13 protein-coding genes are annotated in these 14715 nt (G+C 65.9%); 4 read left to right on the forward strand and 9 right to left on the reverse strand.

What is annotated here, in order from left to right; all coding sequences use genetic code 11:
* Nucleotides 1–68 precede the first annotated feature (68 nt).
* Genes BST13_RS00720 through BST13_RS00730 form a run of 3 tightly spaced genes read left to right on the forward strand, consistent with a single transcriptional unit; the run spans nt 69 to nt 3825 of the window.
* Complete coding sequence (locus BST13_RS00720; protein ID WP_083159598.1) at nt 69–1607, forward strand: APC family permease; 1539 nt, start codon at nt 69–71, stop codon at nt 1605–1607.
* Complete coding sequence (locus BST13_RS00725) at nt 1604–2590, forward strand: GNAT family N-acetyltransferase (protein ID WP_245839228.1); 987 nt, start codon at nt 1604–1606, stop codon at nt 2588–2590. Before BST13_RS00720 ends, BST13_RS00725 begins: the two co-directional genes overlap by 4 nt.
* Complete coding sequence (locus BST13_RS00730; RefSeq protein ID WP_083159600.1) at nt 2590–3825, forward strand: acyl-CoA dehydrogenase family protein; 1236 nt, start codon at nt 2590–2592, stop codon at nt 3823–3825. Before BST13_RS00725 ends, BST13_RS00730 begins: the two co-directional genes overlap by 1 nt.
* Before the next feature lies 1 nt (nt 3826).
* Here the strand turns inward: BST13_RS00730 and BST13_RS00735 are convergent, their stop codons facing one another.
* The gene (locus tag BST13_RS00735) at nt 3827–4744 is read right to left on the reverse strand and encodes a zinc-binding dehydrogenase (RefSeq protein WP_083159602.1); all 918 of its coding nucleotides are present in this window, start codon (nt 4742–4744) and stop codon (nt 3827–3829) included.
* Between the two features lie 66 nt (nt 4745–4810).
* Between BST13_RS00735 and BST13_RS00740 the strand changes: the two genes are divergently transcribed.
* Complete coding sequence (locus BST13_RS00740; protein ID WP_083159604.1) at nt 4811–5368, forward strand: class I SAM-dependent methyltransferase; 558 nt, start codon at nt 4811–4813, stop codon at nt 5366–5368.
* 21 nt (nt 5369–5389) lie between these two features.
* Here the strand turns inward: BST13_RS00740 and BST13_RS00745 are convergent, their stop codons facing one another.
* The 8 genes from BST13_RS00745 to BST13_RS00780 all read right to left on the reverse strand — a co-directional run bounded on the left by BST13_RS00745 (nt 5390) and on the right by BST13_RS00780 (nt 14705).
* Nucleotides 5390–7156 carry an ABC transporter substrate-binding protein gene (locus tag BST13_RS00745; protein WP_083159606.1) on the reverse strand — a complete coding sequence of 589 codons (1767 nt, stop codon included), beginning with the start codon at nt 7154–7156 and terminating at the stop codon, nt 5390–5392.
* Between the two features lie 47 nt (nt 7157–7203).
* Nucleotides 7204–8187 carry an ABC transporter permease gene (locus BST13_RS00750; RefSeq protein WP_095533358.1) on the reverse strand — a complete coding sequence of 328 codons (984 nt, stop codon included), beginning with the start codon at nt 8185–8187 and terminating at the stop codon, nt 7204–7206.
* A complete protein-coding gene (locus tag BST13_RS00755) occupies nt 8184–9125 on the reverse strand; it encodes an ABC transporter permease (protein WP_083159621.1) in 942 nt (313 codons plus the stop codon). Before BST13_RS00755 ends, BST13_RS00750 begins: the two co-directional genes overlap by 4 nt.
* The gene (locus BST13_RS00760; RefSeq protein ID WP_083159623.1) at nt 9122–10735 is read right to left on the reverse strand and encodes a dipeptide ABC transporter ATP-binding protein; all 1614 of its coding nucleotides are present in this window, start codon (nt 10733–10735) and stop codon (nt 9122–9124) included. Before BST13_RS00760 ends, BST13_RS00755 begins: the two co-directional genes overlap by 4 nt.
* A 116-nt stretch (nt 10736–10851) precedes the next feature.
* A complete protein-coding gene (locus BST13_RS00765) occupies nt 10852–12069 on the reverse strand; it encodes a GNAT family N-acetyltransferase (protein ID WP_083159625.1) in 1218 nt (405 codons plus the stop codon).
* Nucleotides 12070–12082: 13 nt separating this feature from the next.
* The gene (locus tag BST13_RS00770) at nt 12083–13348 is read right to left on the reverse strand and encodes an amidohydrolase family protein (protein ID WP_083159627.1); all 1266 of its coding nucleotides are present in this window, start codon (nt 13346–13348) and stop codon (nt 12083–12085) included.
* Nucleotides 13345–14148: an energy-coupling factor transporter transmembrane component T family protein gene (locus BST13_RS00775; RefSeq protein WP_158087070.1), complete on the reverse strand. Its 804-nt coding sequence runs from the start codon at nt 14146–14148 to the stop codon at nt 13345–13347. Before BST13_RS00775 ends, BST13_RS00770 begins: the two co-directional genes overlap by 4 nt.
* Nucleotides 14148–14705, reverse strand: a complete 558-nt coding sequence (locus BST13_RS00780; RefSeq protein ID WP_083159629.1) for an ECF transporter S component — start codon at nt 14703–14705, stop codon at nt 14148–14150. The genes BST13_RS00775 and BST13_RS00780 overlap by 1 nt, the downstream gene beginning before the upstream one ends.
* Nucleotides 14706–14715 lie beyond the last annotated feature (10 nt).

Consider the following 14715-nt stretch of genomic DNA (forward strand, 5'->3'; position numbering starts at 1 on the left):
TGTTGCGGCATCGTCATGACCATCTAATTCATTGTGCCCCTGTCAGTTACGGCAGAAAGGTATGCAGCATGACCACAGTCGAAGATGAGCCATCCGTCACCGTCGGGGGCCGGAGTCTGACGGCCGCCGAATCGACCGGGCTGGAATCCGAAGCACTCGGGGCCTGGGGCGTCTTCGCGCAGGGCTTGGCCGCGGCGGCGCCCAGTGTGGCACTCGCCACCGTGCCGTTCTCCTTGTTCGTCGCGGCAGGCAAGGGCGCGGCGTGGGCGGCGGTCGTCGGTCTGGTGATCGTCATCCTGGTCGCCACGACGATCAGCTTCCAGGCCAAGCGAACCGTCTCGTCAGGGTCGCTGGGCACCTATACCGGTAACGGTCTCGGTCCGGGTTTCGCCTACGCGGCCGGGTTCAGCCTGCTGTTCGGTTACATCGGATTCGCCACCACGGGCACGCTCGGCGGTGTGCTCTACCTCGACGCGTTCCTCGAATCCATCGGGCTCGGGTCGCAAGCCGCGTGGTTCCGGCTGTTGCTGGTGGTCGCGGTGGTCGCCGTCGCGGTGTACCTGCCCTACCGCGGCGTGTCGCTGGCCGCGAAATACGAACTGGCATTTGAACTTCTCGCGATCGCCTCCATTCTGGTGATCATCGTCGCGTCCTACATCGGTTACGGCTTCCACGTGGACTGGGATCAGTTCAACCCGTCGCACCTGGGCTCGAGTGCAACCTTCATCGCCGCCGTCACCGCGGTTGGCTCCTATGCCGGGTTCGAGAGCGTCGCCTCGCTGGGCGCCGAGGCCAAGGACGCGCACCGCAGCATCGCGCGTTCGCTGCTGAGGGTCGTGCTGCTGCTCGGTGTGCTCTACATCTTCGCGACCTATCCGCAGATCCTGCATTTCGGTGAGATCGACGGCGACAAGGCGGTGCTGCCGCAACTCGCCGGCACCGTCGGCGTGGGGTGGGTGAATCAGGTTGTGAGCGCGACGGTATCGGTGGCCTTCATCGTGTTCGTCACGGCCGTCACGACCGCCGCGGCACGATCGCTGTTCACGTTCGCCCACGAAGGTGCGCTGCCGAAGGTGTTCGCGAAGGTGCACCCGTCGCACAAGACACCGTGGACCGGGGTGGTGTTCGTCGGTATCCTGGCGCTGATCTTCTCGGCGGTCGCGACGTTCAGTTCGGCGGGCCGGCTGGTGTTCGATGTTTACGGCGGTTACGTCGCCAACTGGGGCTTCCTGATCAGTTACCTGCTGGTGGTGATCGCCACCCCGATCTGGCTGCGCAAGATCAACGCCTTGACACCGCTGCGGCTCGGGGTTTCGGTGGCCGCGACCGTCGGCATCGGCTACGTGATCTTCAGCAACTTCTACCCGGTGCCCGAGTTCCCGTTCAACATCCTGCCTTTCGTGTTCGGCGCCATCCTGCTGGCCGGTCTGGCCTGGTACTGGTACCTCAAGAAGACCAGGCCCGAGGTGGCCCAGCGGGTCGGCACCATTCAAACCCTCTCGGAGGCCGAACAGCAGCGGCTCACCGATGAAGGCATCCTCGGAGTGCTGCAGGAGCAGCGCGGTGACGACGACTCCGATCGGCAGCAGGATCCGGTGGCACCGTGACGATCACCGACCACCGCCCGCCGCAGAGCGTGTCGGCCGCCGAGATCACCTCGGCGGACCTGCCGCTGATCGCCGACTTCCTTGCCACCACACCCGGGTTGGCCGGACGCAAGTTCGCTGCCGATTCCCGCGACGTGGCAGAACAACTCGACGGCGCGTACCCGGGCGCTGCGCTGGTCTTGCGGAGCGAGACCGGCGCGGTACTGGGATACGCGGTGCTGCACCGGCCCGACGGGGTGGAACCAGAAGTACTCGGCGACTTCGTCTTCCATCCGGGCGTGGCGCGAGAAGCGGTCGACGGCGTTGTCGCCGACATCGTCGATCGCTTCCACCGGGTCGCCGTGGCTGACGCGTATCTGCGGACCTTCATCGGCGCCGACCAGCCCGCGGCGATCGCCGCGCTGGCCGAGCGGGGCGCCCGGGTGGAGCGGCAGTTCATCAGCACCCGCAAGTCCCTGCTCGACGAAGACCCCGCAGAACTCGATGCGGCGCACATCGAGGGCTTGACCGTACTGTCGTGGCCGGAGGTGATCGACGGGGGTTTCGCCGAGCAGGTCAGGCAGCTGCAGTACGACACCTTCAGTGAGCATTTCGGCAACATGTCGAAGACACCGCAGCGCTGGCAGCACCATCTCGAAAGCCGCTCTTTCGCACCTGATTTCAGCATCGCCGCGGTCGACGACGGTGGTGAGGTGGTCGGTTACGTGCTCGGGTCGACCTACACCGTCGGGGTCGGCGCCGACGAAGAGCGCAGCGCCCACACCGATTACATCGGGGTGCGGCGGGAGCGGCGGCTGCGGGGCACCGGTGAGCTGCTGCTGCGCAAGATCTGGCTGGCGGCACTGCGACGCGGCTTGACCGCGGCGTCGCTCGGCACCGACATCAACAACGCCAGCAAGGCCCACCTGTTGTATCGCAGGTTGGGCTACGTGGCGGTGCAGGATTCCTACGCCTATCGAATCGATGCCAAGGGGAGGGCATGATGACCAGAGCCACAACGTATCTCAAACGCCCGACAGGGTACGACGCCGAGCTCAGATCGGTGTTCCGACCGATCTTCGACCGGATCGCCGAAGGCAACCCGCAGCGCGAGGCCAACCGGGAATTTCCCCATGAGCAGGTGCGCTGGCTCGGCGAGGCAGGGTTCGGCACGCTGCGAATCCCGGCCGAGCAGGGCGGTTTCGGCGCGTCACTGGAGCAGACGTTCCTGCTGCTCGCCGAACTGGGAGAGGCCGACGCCAACGTCGCGCACATCTGGCGCAACCACCTCGCATTCGTCGAGGATCGGCTCAACGCGCCGGTGTCCGAGGACAACGGGGCCTGGCTCAAGCGTTTCCTGGCAGGTGAATTCGTCGGCGGCGGTTGGACCGAGGCCAACAATGTGACGTTGGCGAACCTGCTCACCACGGTCACCCCGGAAAACGGGCACTGGGTGGTCAACGGCGCGAAATACTATGCGACGGGCAGCTTGTACGCGGACTGGCTCGACGTCCTCGGCCGCGGTGACGACGGGCAACTGTGGACGGCACTCGTCCGCGCCGACGACCCGGGGGTCACGCTCGTCGACGACTGGCGCGGGTTCGGCCAGCGCACCACCGCCAGCGGGTCGGCGCGGTACGACGGGGCCCGCGCCGAGCGTGGCAATGTCTTTCCCGCCGCCGAGCGGTTCACCTACCAGGCGCACTTCTATCAGATCGCGATGCTTGCGGTACTCACCGGAATCACGCGCGCGGTACTGCGCGACGGCACGGCTGCTCTCAAACGACGCAGCCGCAACTACCCGCAGGGCCTGGCGGAGTTGCCTGCTGCGGATCCGCAGCTGTTGCAGGTGATCGGTGAACTGTCGGCCGAGGCGTTCGCCGCCGAGGCCGCCCTGGGGCAGAGCGCGCGCTCGTTGGACCGGATCGTCGCCGGTCGGTTGGCCGGCAGTGACGACCATGCCCGGGACCTGTTGATCGACGCCGAAGTGGCCGTCACCCAGGCCCAACTGGTCATCGTCGCCGCCGCGCAGCGGGCCACCACGCGGGTGTTCGACGCGCTCGGCGCCTCAGGGGTTTCCGAACAGCTCGGCCTGGATAGGCACTGGCGCAACGCGCGCACGCTCGCATCCCACAACCCGGTGGTCTACAAAGCGCGGATCCTCGGTGACTGGTTCGTCAACGGCACCGACCCGGTGTCCGACCTGGCCTCTCTGGGCCGCGGCGGGCAGGGCAACTGACTCAGACCTGCACCCGCAGCACCGCCTTGCCGGGGACCCGTCGGCCCAGCAGGGCCTGGGCGGCCGCCGAGATGTTGTCCCACGAGTCGCGCAAGCCGATCTGCGGGTCGAGCTCGCCGTCGGCCAGCAGCGTCAGCAGGTACTGCAGGTCGGCCTGAAACGGCGCGCGAACAGTGAACGGCTCCAAGCGTTTCCGGTTGCCGCGGCGGCGTTCCTGCTCAAAGTTGATGGTGGTGGGCTCGTTGGAGGCCATGCCGATGGACTGCACCGAGCCACCGTCGTCGACCAGGCTGAAGGCCTGAGCGAGCAACTTTCCACCGACGTTGTCCAGCACCCCGAACACCGGTTCGGTCACCGGGTCCAAACCGACGACCACCTCGTCCGCGCCCAATTCGGTGAGGCCCTCACCGCGGGACGGGTTGCCCACCGCGGCGATCACGTGCGCACCTGCCCGCGCCGCCAACTGGACCGCGAAACGGCCGACACCGCCGGACGCGCCCGTGATGAGTACGCGTCGGCCCACCACGGGGCCGAGGGCCCGCAGCGCCTGCAGCGCCGTCACCCCGGCCACGGGCAGCGCCGCCGCCTCGTCGAACTCCACGAACTCCGGAAGCTCCGCGAGATTGTGCGTCGTTACGGCTCGGCGTTCGGCCCAGCCGGCCTCGCCGCTGAATCCGACCACGCGAGTGCCTTCCGGGGGACCTGATCCGTCCGAGGCGGCTCGGGTCACGACGCCCGCGGTATCCCAACCAGGTACTTCACCGGGTCGGCGCATCTGTTCGATGAAGTGCAGTTCCCCGAAATTCAACGCGATGGCGTACACGTCGATCAGCGCCTGCGAGTCGGCGACCGCCGGCTCGGTCACGTCGTCGAATCGAAGCTTTGCCGGGGCCTGCGGGTCGTAGACGATGGCTCGCATGAGAAGGCAAACCTCCGCGGGTGGCGCCACTATTCCCGGTCCGGCCCACTTCGTAAGGTATCGCGGGTGAGCGAGCAGGACCGGGTGCGCTGGGATGCCAGGTACGCCGCGTCGCCGTCGGGCCCCGAGAGCGGTCCGCCGCCCGTCTTCGCCTCCCACGTCGCCGAATTCCCGGTGGCCGGCGCCGCGCTCGACATCGCCTGCGGGCAGGGTGCAGGGTCGATCTGGCTGGCGCAGCACGGTCTCGACGTCCTCGGAGTCGATGTGTCACCGGTGGCGATCGCGACGGCCCGCGCCTGGGCGCTGCAACTCGGTGTTGCCGACCGGTGTCGATTCGACGTGGTCGACCTCGACGACGGCCTGCCCGCGGGCCCGCCCCTCGACGTCATCCTCTGCCATCGGTTCCGCGATGCCAGACTCGACCGCGCACTCGTCGACCGCTTGGCCCCCGGCGGGCTGCTCGCCATCAGCGTGCTCAGCGAGGTCGGCGGCGTACCGGGTCCGTTCCGCGCGCGGCCCGGAGAGCTGACCGCCTCGTTCGCCGATCTCGAGGTGATCGCGGCGGGCGAGGGCGACGGCGAGGCCTGGCTGGTCGCAAAAGTCGCGAACAGCCAGGCCTCTTGATAGTCGGGATGGGTGGCTGCGCTACCCGTTGACCGCGATATTGGTGATGTCAGCGTTGTTCCCGAGCGACTGCCAGGTCCAGTTGGTCACCCGGCTGGAGGTCGGCACTGTCTTGACCCGCTCGATCAGTGGGAACCAGGCCAGGTCCTGCGTCGCGATCGAGTTGGCGTCCTGCCAGTCGCTTGTCGGGTCCTGCGCAGCGAACGCCCGGTTGACGGCTTCGTTGAGTTTGGGATTGCGGTAGGTGACGCCGTTCCAGGTTCCGCCCGGTGCGAAGTCGGAGTCCAACCAGCCCCCGAGCGTCATCCTTGCGCTGTTGCCCTGCCAGTCCGGAGTCCAGTTCGTGATGGCCAGATCCCACTGGTCGAGTTTCGATTTGTCGCTGAGGAAGGCATCGAACGCGCCCCAGCTGTCGCCGGCGACGGGCGTCAGCTTGACGTTGATGCCCGCCCGCGCTGCTGAAGTCTGCACGGAGGTGGCGATCTTCTCGAACTCCGGCGTGTTGCGGTAGGCGACATTGACGGTCAGGCCCGGCTTGCCCGCCTCTGCCAGCAGTGACTTCGCCTTGTCGGGATCACCTTTGTCCTCCGGTGTGGGGTACGGATTCTTCCCGGTGTGGCCGACGATGGTCGACGTCAGGATCTCGGTGCTGGGAATCGCCGAATCCGGTCCGCCGAGGCCGCGCACGACGTCGGCCCGGTTGAGGGAGTAGTTGAATGCCTGCCGTACCCGGAGATCCTTGAAGGCCGTCTGGGCAGGTGTCTTCGGTTCCGCGGAGTTGTTCCAGCTGATGAAGATCGCCGAACCGCTGGCAGAGGTATGCAGCTGCTCCGGGTTCGCCTTCTTGTACTGCGCGATGACGTTGGCCGGGAAGGCCCGGACGTACAGCCCGATATCGGCGGTGCCCGTCTGCAACTGCTGGGAGACGGCGTCGGCGGAACTGACCGTGGTGTCGAAGACGATCTTGTCGGCGTACGCCTTTCGCGGATCCCCGCCGGAATCGTAGTTGGGGACCTTCGCCAATGTCAGTTGTTTGCCGGGGTCCAGGGACTCGATGTAATAGGGACCGCTGGAGACATAGTTCTTACGGAACTCCAGGCTGTCGGCGAAGTACTTCGACACGACCTCTTCAGGCAGCGGGGTGACGAAGTTGAGGGTGAGGATATCGAGGATGTCACTGGCCGGTTGAGTCAGTGTCAGCTGTAATGTCTTGTCATCCAAGGCTTTCAAGCCGCTGATTTCGTGAGTGTCGATGAACTTCTTGACCGCTGCGAGGTCGCCGGTGGGTACTTTGGCGAACTCGTCGGAGTATTCCTTGAAGCCTTCGAACAGCGCGTTGTAGTAGGTGATCGCGCTGACCTGTGCGTTGGGATCTGGGAACCGCTTGACCGCGTACACGAAGTCCTGCGCGGTGATGGGACGGCTGCTGGCTCCGGAGAAATTGATGTTGTCGCGCAGGTGGAATGTGTAGGTTTTGCGGTCAGGGCTGATGTCCCAGCTCTTGGCGAGATCGGGCACCACGGCGGTGTCCTTGCCGATGCTCTCCTTGTTGCCTGCGTAGGTGACAAGCTGGCGCGTGGTTGCCCTGATGACCTGCCAGGCCTCCGCGGAGTAGGCGATCAGCGGGTCGAGAGCATCGACATCGCCGACCGAGGCGACATGCAGTGTCCCGCCGTGCGACGCCGCGCGGTCTCCTGCAGCGGACTGAGTGTCGCTGTGGCCGCAGGCTGCGGCCAGCAGTGCGGTGGTCAAGGCGACCGCGATGGCGGGACGGCCTCTGAGTTTCACAGTTCGGACCTTTCTGGGTGAGCGTGCGGATTCGTCTGATCCGCAGGTTATTTGCCGCTGCGGGCCGCGGTGATGACGTCGATGGCGAAGGTGGACACCACGAAGATGACGGCACCGAGCAACGTGCAACCGATGACAACGGGAGCGTCGCCGTTGTTGGCCGCGTTGACGGCCAGACGTCCGACACCGTCGATGCCGAAGATCTGTTCGGTGATGATCGCGCCACCGAGTATCGTGGCGAATTCGATTGCGCCGAGCGTCAGGATGGGGTTGAGCGCCGCCGACAGGGCATGGTTGAAGTAGACACCGTTGGGGGACACTCCCTTCGCGCGGGCCGTCCGGATGAAGTCCTTGTTGGACACCTCGAGCACCGCCGCGCGCACCACACGCTGGAACAGGCCCAGCTCAGCGAGGACCAGGGTCAGCCACGGCAACAGCAGATGCCTCGCCCACTCCGAAGGTGAGGCACTCAGCGCGACATATCCTCCGCTGGGAAACCACTTCACGCCGGCCATCGACAGCTGGTAGTACAGCACGAACAGCAGGATCACACCCGTGACGAAAGTCGGAATCGACAGGAACACATAAGAAATCGCTGAGCTGATCCCATCGAAGACGCCACCCGGTTTTCGGGCCGCGTACACGCCGAATATTACCGACAGCGCGATCCACACGACGAGTGCACCGACGGCAAGGCTCAGCGTGGCCGGGATCTTCTCCAGTATCAGCTCGGTGACCGGGCGTTGTTCACGGTACGAATAGCCAAGGCTCGGAGGCCAATTGAGTAGACCGGTGGGAGTTCCCTTGATCTCCGGGCCGCGCACCACGTAGTGCCACAGTTGCAGGTACCAGGGAGCGTTGAGCCGCAAGCTGTTGGCGATGGCATCCACGGTCTGCTGGGATGCGTTCTCCGGAGCCAGCATCCGCGCCGGGTTCTGGTAGGCGATCTTGGTGAGCCCGAAGGTCACGAGCACCACCGTGAACACCGTGAGGACCATCCGGATGGAACGCCAGAGCAGGGTTCGTCTCACCGAACCACGCTCGGGTCGAAGCGGTTACGCAGCGCGGTACTCAGTACGTTGAAGCCGAGCACCGTGAGGAACAGCGCGCCGGCCGGTGCGATGAGCATCAGCGGCTGAGACTGATAGAGCGCGGTGTCCTGCGCATTGGCGATCATGGTGCCCCAGCTGGGGGTTGGTGGCCGGATGCCGACCCCCAGATAGGAGAGCGACGCCTCCGCGATGATGTTGACCGGCAGCTGAACCGCCCAGTAGATGACGATGGTCGGGGCTATGTTCGGCAGGATCTCGCGCAGGATCACCCGCCAAGGCGGGCTGCCCGCCCCGATCGCCGCCAGCACGAACGGCTTTGACTTGATCTCAAGAACCGAGTTTCGGACCAGCCGAGCGAAATACGTCCACGAGAACAGCGCGATGATGCCGATGACCACGACGATCGGATCGACCAAGGTGGTACCCGCCGTGCCCCGGTTGAGGGTTACCACGCTCAGCGCTGTGACCAGGAAGGGAAACGCCAGTGCGATGTTGGTCAGCTCGGACAGCGCCGCGTCCAGCCGTCCTCCGAAGTAGCCGCCGGTCAGTCCGACGACGGCGCCGACGAGCATCGCGATCGTGGTGGCGGGTATCCCGATGGCCAGGGATACTCGCGCGCCGTACAGCGTGCGGATGAGTACGTCGCGGCCACTGCCATCGGCGCCGAACAGGAATCCGTGTCCGCCGGTGATCGGTAGCCCTGTCGCATCGAGGGTTTCATCGGGAAACTGCTCGTTCGGTCCATGGCCGATGACCGCGGCAACCACCGGGGCCGTCAGTGCGGCCAGCAGCACCACCCCGACGATGACCGCACCTGCGATCAGACTCGGGTCGCGCAGCAGCACACGTACCTTGCCGCCGCGAACGGGCGTTGGGTTATCGGTGCCGACAGAGGGTTTCAGCAGCAGATCGGTCATGAGGCCTTCAGTCGAGGAATGGCATCGAGCAGTCGGCGGGTGTACGCCGAGCGGGGTGCTGCGAAGACCTCGGAGGTGGCACCGATCTCTTCCACCCCATCCGGTCCGAGCACGATCACGCGGTGTGCGATCGACGACACCACACCCAGATCGTGGGTGACGAACAAGAAGGCGGTGCGGTGCTCGCGCACCAATTGCAGGACCAGAGAGATGATCTCAGTCTGAGTCGTCACGTCGAGAGAGGACAGGGCTTCGTCGGCGACGATGAGCCGGGGTTGCAACACCAGGGCCCTGGCGATCGCGGCGCGCTGCCGTTGGCCACCGGACAGCTCGGCAGGGTAGCGGTCCAGCAGCACGTGGGGGAGGCGGGCGTCGTCGGCGGCGGCGCTCACCCGGGCTGCCACAGCGTCGCGGTCGACACGGTGGGCATGCAGCGGCTCAGCGAGGGATCCTGCGATGGTTCGGCGCGGATTGAGGCTCGCATACGGGTCTTGGAACACCAGTTGCACATCGCGGCGCGAGGTGGCCGACAGTGGCGGCACACCGTCGGCGATGCCGGTGGGAAACCGCGTTCCGGCCAATGTGATCTCGCCCGCGTCCGCGTATTGCAACCCGGCGATGATCCGGCCGATCGTGGATTTTCCCGAACCGGATTCGCCCACCAGACCCACGATCTCACCCGGGTCGACGGTGAAGTCCAGACCGTCCACGACGGTCCTGCGATGCCGTCGTATCCGGGTCGGGTAGCTCTTGCGCAATCCCCGCACGGTCAGCAGTGGTTGGCCGGAACGCTCGATGGTGTCCCGCGGTGGGACCTCCACGGTATGCACTTTGGAGGCCGACAGCAGGGCGCGGGTGTATGGCTCCTGGGGGTCCCCGTAGATCTGCTCCCGGGAACCACTTTCGACGACGCGGCCGTCCTTGACCACGGTCACCGTGTCGGCGATCTCGTGGACCACACCGAGGTCGTGACTGACGAAGAGTATTGCGGTGCCGTGCTCGCGTTGCAGTCGCTTGAGCAGTTTGAGAATGCCGGCCTGGACGCTGACATCCAGTGCTGTGGTCGGTTCGTCGGCGATGATGAGCGACGGGTTCAATGCGATTGCCATCGCGATCATCGCGCGTTGCCGCATGCCGCCGGAGAATTCCGCAGGGAAGCTGTCGTAGCCGTCGGTCGGAATGCCGACTTCGGTGAGCAACTCCTCGACCCGATTGCGTCGTTGCCGCCTGCCGGTGCCGGTGTGGATCCGCAGCACCTCGTCGATCTGGTGTCCGATCGATTTGAACGGGTGCAGATTGCTCTGCGGGTCCTGGAAGACGAAACCGATGTCCTTGCCGAGGATTCGGCGTAGTTCCCGATCGGGCGAGGACAGCAGGTCGCGGTCGGCGAACCGGACCGAACCGGTCACGCGGGCACGGGAATCGAGCAGCCGAGTGGCGGCGAGCAGCGAGACGCTCTTTCCGGATCCGGATTCGCCGACGATCGCCGCGGTCTGGCCGGCCTCGACCGAGAAACTGATGGATTCCACCGCTTGCACCACTCGCCGTCCGCGCGCGCGGTTCCCGGTGTGAAATGTGACGGCGAGGTCGGTGACCTCAAATAACGTCATCGCGCGTACGCCGCCATGACCTCACCGAACTCATGGGACCATGGTGGACCAGGAAACGTTGGTGGCCAACGGTTTCGATCACACCGAAGTTTTGGCCCGCGGGTCGGGCGGCGATGTCAGAACAGGATGCCGCTGTGCGGTTGCAGCGGGACGGAGAACAGGCGATCGGCAGCCGCCAGCGCGGTGGGATCGGCTACGCGCACCGACCCGTTGAGAGCCAAGGTGCGCCACGACGTGGCGCCCAGCAGCGCTGCGGCCACCGCACCGACGCCCGCCTCCAATTGCGCCTCGCCGCTCACCGTGCCGGCACCGGACGCCGAGATCGAATAGGTTCCCGAGTTCTCCGGTATCAGTTCGTCGTGAACCCGCAGAGTGAACGCGCCGCCGTCGTTGTACGTTCGAGCGCCCAATACAGCTGGGACATCGACGATCCGCAGCCATGTTTCGTCGCGAACCCCCAGGCTGCGTGCCGCCCGCCGGTCGGTGAGCAGCCACGGCAGGGGATCGTCGGTTGGCAGCATTTGGAACACCACCCGGTCGACGAGATCGAGGTCGAGGAAGAAACGCACCAGGCCGAGATAGGCGTGCTCGGTGGGCGCGACGAGATCGTCGACGACCACGCTGCGGTGCTCGCTGGTGAACCATGCTTCTGTATCGGCAGGGTGATATCGGGCGAAGCCGGATTCCGCACCGGCCTCACCGTGAACCACCGTGTGGCTGACTTCGCCGGCCTCCGCGGCCCGCAGCCTGCGCGACTGCCACCAGACCTCCGGCCGGTCGATGGTGCCCGGCCGCTCGGACGGGTTGGCGGCGTAGATCTGTGGCAGTAGTCGCCAGGATTCGTCGGGTTCGATCAGCCGGACGGGCCCGCCTTGCGGCACGTCCGGCCGGGTGCGGGCGCGTGTCGTCGACACCTCCACTGCGGTGGAGAAACTGGCGACCGCGTAGCCGAACCGCTCGTAGATGGTGGCTTCCGACGCTCGCAGCGTCGCCACCACCTCTCCTCGATCTCGAATGTCGCGCAGCTGGTGCCGCATCAGTTCCGTGGCAATCCCACGTCGGGTGTGCGACGGCAGTACGCCGACGTGGGTGACCGCGGCGTGGCCCACCCGTTTGCCTCCCGGCAAGGTCAGTGAACTCGCCGCCGAGTCGGTGGTGCCGACCAGCCGTCCGTCGAGGAACGCGCCGAACGTACGCCCCGGTTCGAGCAGCCGTCCGATGAGGTCACGCTGGCGCTCGTTCAGCGGTGGGAACCCGATCATCGCGGTACGAAAGATGTTGCTCGCGTGGATCAGATCGTCGTCGGACTCCAAGATCCGGATATCGGGGCTCATGACACTTCCCGGTTCATCGCTGTGCCGACACCGCCGTACGTACAAAGCGGGTCTCGCCATCGATGATCGTGGCGACGGCCGAGCCTTCGCCCGCCTCGACGATGGCAGCCAGGGTATCGGCCGCGGTGGATTCCTCGATGCCGAGAACGGTGATATCCGCGAGCTTCCCGGCGGTCAGGGTGCCGAACTCGTCACCGAGGCCCATCGCGGCCGCGCCCCCGGCCGTCGCCGCGGTGAAGAGCCTCGCATGCAGATCCGGCGCGGTGTAACCCTGGTCTCGGGCGATGCGGTGCAGCGCCGCGACATCGGCCAGCACATCCACCGACGGGCTCGACGACAGTGAATCGGTGCCGACCGCAATGGGATTGCCTTCCCGCAGGTAGTCCGCAACAGGTGCGGCGTCCAAGCCGAGGACCTCGTTGGAACGCGGGCACAAAGCCACCACGGTGCCTGTGTCCCGCAATCTGGCGCGGTCGTCGGCGTCGACGTAGATACCGTGGGCGATGTGGGTGTGCGCGCCCAGCACCCCGAGGGTGTCGGCGTAGATCACCGGACGTACCGCGGCGCCACCTCCGCGTAACAAGGCGAATTCACCGTGTCCCCAGGCCCGCCATTGCTCGGCCAGCGGTCCGGCACCGTCGGCGATGTAGTCGTGCTCGGCGGACGATTCGGCGACGTGGACGTGGCTGCGCAATCCGAGCTCTCGGGCCAGCCTGCCCAGGTCGTCGAGCACCCCGGTGTCGAGGGAATACGGTGCGTGCGGCGACAACCCGACCGGGCCGGTGGCCTGCGCCAGTACTGCGAGGGTCTCCTGCCGGCCGCGCTCCGACCAGTCGGTGTCATGCCACGCCATCACCTCCCAGTAGGCGATTCCGTGCATCCGGCCGGCAGACAGCACATTGAGTGCTTCGGCATGCGTCACAACGTCGCCGATCGCGGTGGTGCCGCTGCGGATTGCGGCTTCCAGTCCCAGTTCTGCCGACGCACGCCAGTCTCCGCGGCGCGAATACTCCGCTTCGAAGGCCGTCGACCATGCTTCGAAACTGTCGTAGCTGCTCTGTCCGAGCGCAGCCATGTGGGTGTATTGCAGGTGGGTGTAGGCGTTGACCAGGCCGGGGATCAAGGTGCCTGACCATTCGACAACCTCGCCGGCACTGCGCAATTCATCCACGCTGCCAACTTCGGCGATCCGCGAACCGGTGACGGCCACTGCACCGTGACGGATGGCCCGCGTACCGGTGAGGACCCACGGTGCGGTGTGGACCCGAGTGCCGGTCATCCGACCCACAATCCGGGCATGTGGCCGGTCACCGAGGCTACCGTCGTCGCTGCGCAGAACCCGATGAGGGTCATGTCGGTGCCGTTCAACCGCAGGGTGCGCAGCCAGGTGCGGCGCTGAGATCCGAACCCTCGCAGGTCCAGTGCGTCGGCGACATCCTCGGCGTCGATGAACGCGCTGACCGTGACGGGAACAACGAGCGGCCGTAGGCGGCTGATCCGGCGCGCCGGATTGCGGGTATGTCCTGTCTCGTAACCCCGTAGTCGCTGTGCCGCAGTGGTTTCCCGTAGATTCGCTGCCAGTGTCGGGATGAACCGGAATGTCAGGTCGATACCGTAGGCGAATCGCGACGGAACTCCCAGGCGCGCGAAGGCCACCGAAAGGTCACCGGGCCGGACCGCGAAGGACAGCGGGAAACCCGTGGCCGCGATCGCCAGGAATCGAAGCAGCATCGTCACCGTGTATGACACGGTCGCAGTCGACACCGCGACGCCGATACCGGGGATCGTGAACAGTTCGGCTGCGACACCGGCGTATTGGCCTGCGCCGGCGATCACCCCGTTCACTCCGGCCAGCAGCAGCACGAACACACAGACGAACAACCAGTTGGTGCGCACCTCGGCGAACGGGATGCCTGCCGAGAGGTAGTACGCCAGCGCCAGCAGGGCGGCGACGGCCATCAGTCGGACGTCCTGGATCTGCGCGACGACGACGATGGTCAGGGCGCTGACCAGGATCAGCACCCGTGGATCGCGGCGGCCCAGGAAGGAATTTGCCGCGAGGTATCGAATGGTTTCCACTATCGGCCGGCGCGATTGGCCAGAGGCTGCCAGGCCCGGTCCAGTACCGGAACCAGGATCACGGAAACCAGTGTGGTGTTCAGGATCGCGGGTATATAGGCCGCGGTCAACCAGTACCCAAACGTGTTGCCGAGGAAGATATCGGTGACGGTGAACGAGAGGCCGACGACGACGGCGACCGCCGAGATGATGATCGCTCGAATCACCTGTCGCGACTGTGAATCCGGTTGAGGGTAGTAGTTGGCGATGAGTCCCGCGATCAAGCCCACCAGACCGTTGGCAAGGCTCCAGTTCCAGTAGGTGAGGAAGCCGAATCCCTGGATTTGGTCGACGATGGCGTTGCCGACGACACCGGTGAAAAATCCGGCGACAGGACCGAAGCGGATGCCGACGAACGGGATGATGGCAAGCGCGGGGCGCAGAGACACATTTGCGGTGCCAGGGATGATGAAGCTGAACACGCCCAGCACGCCGTAGAGCGCGGCGCCGACTGCGCCGAACACGACGGTGCGTGATGTGACGGCCCAAGGCTTCTGCGCGGAACGGGTTGCGGTCATCTTGATTCCT

It is taken from the genome of Mycobacterium aquaticum, assembly GCF_002086485.1.
GTDB classification, from domain to species: domain Bacteria; phylum Actinomycetota; class Actinomycetes; order Mycobacteriales; family Mycobacteriaceae; genus Mycobacterium; species Mycobacterium aquaticum.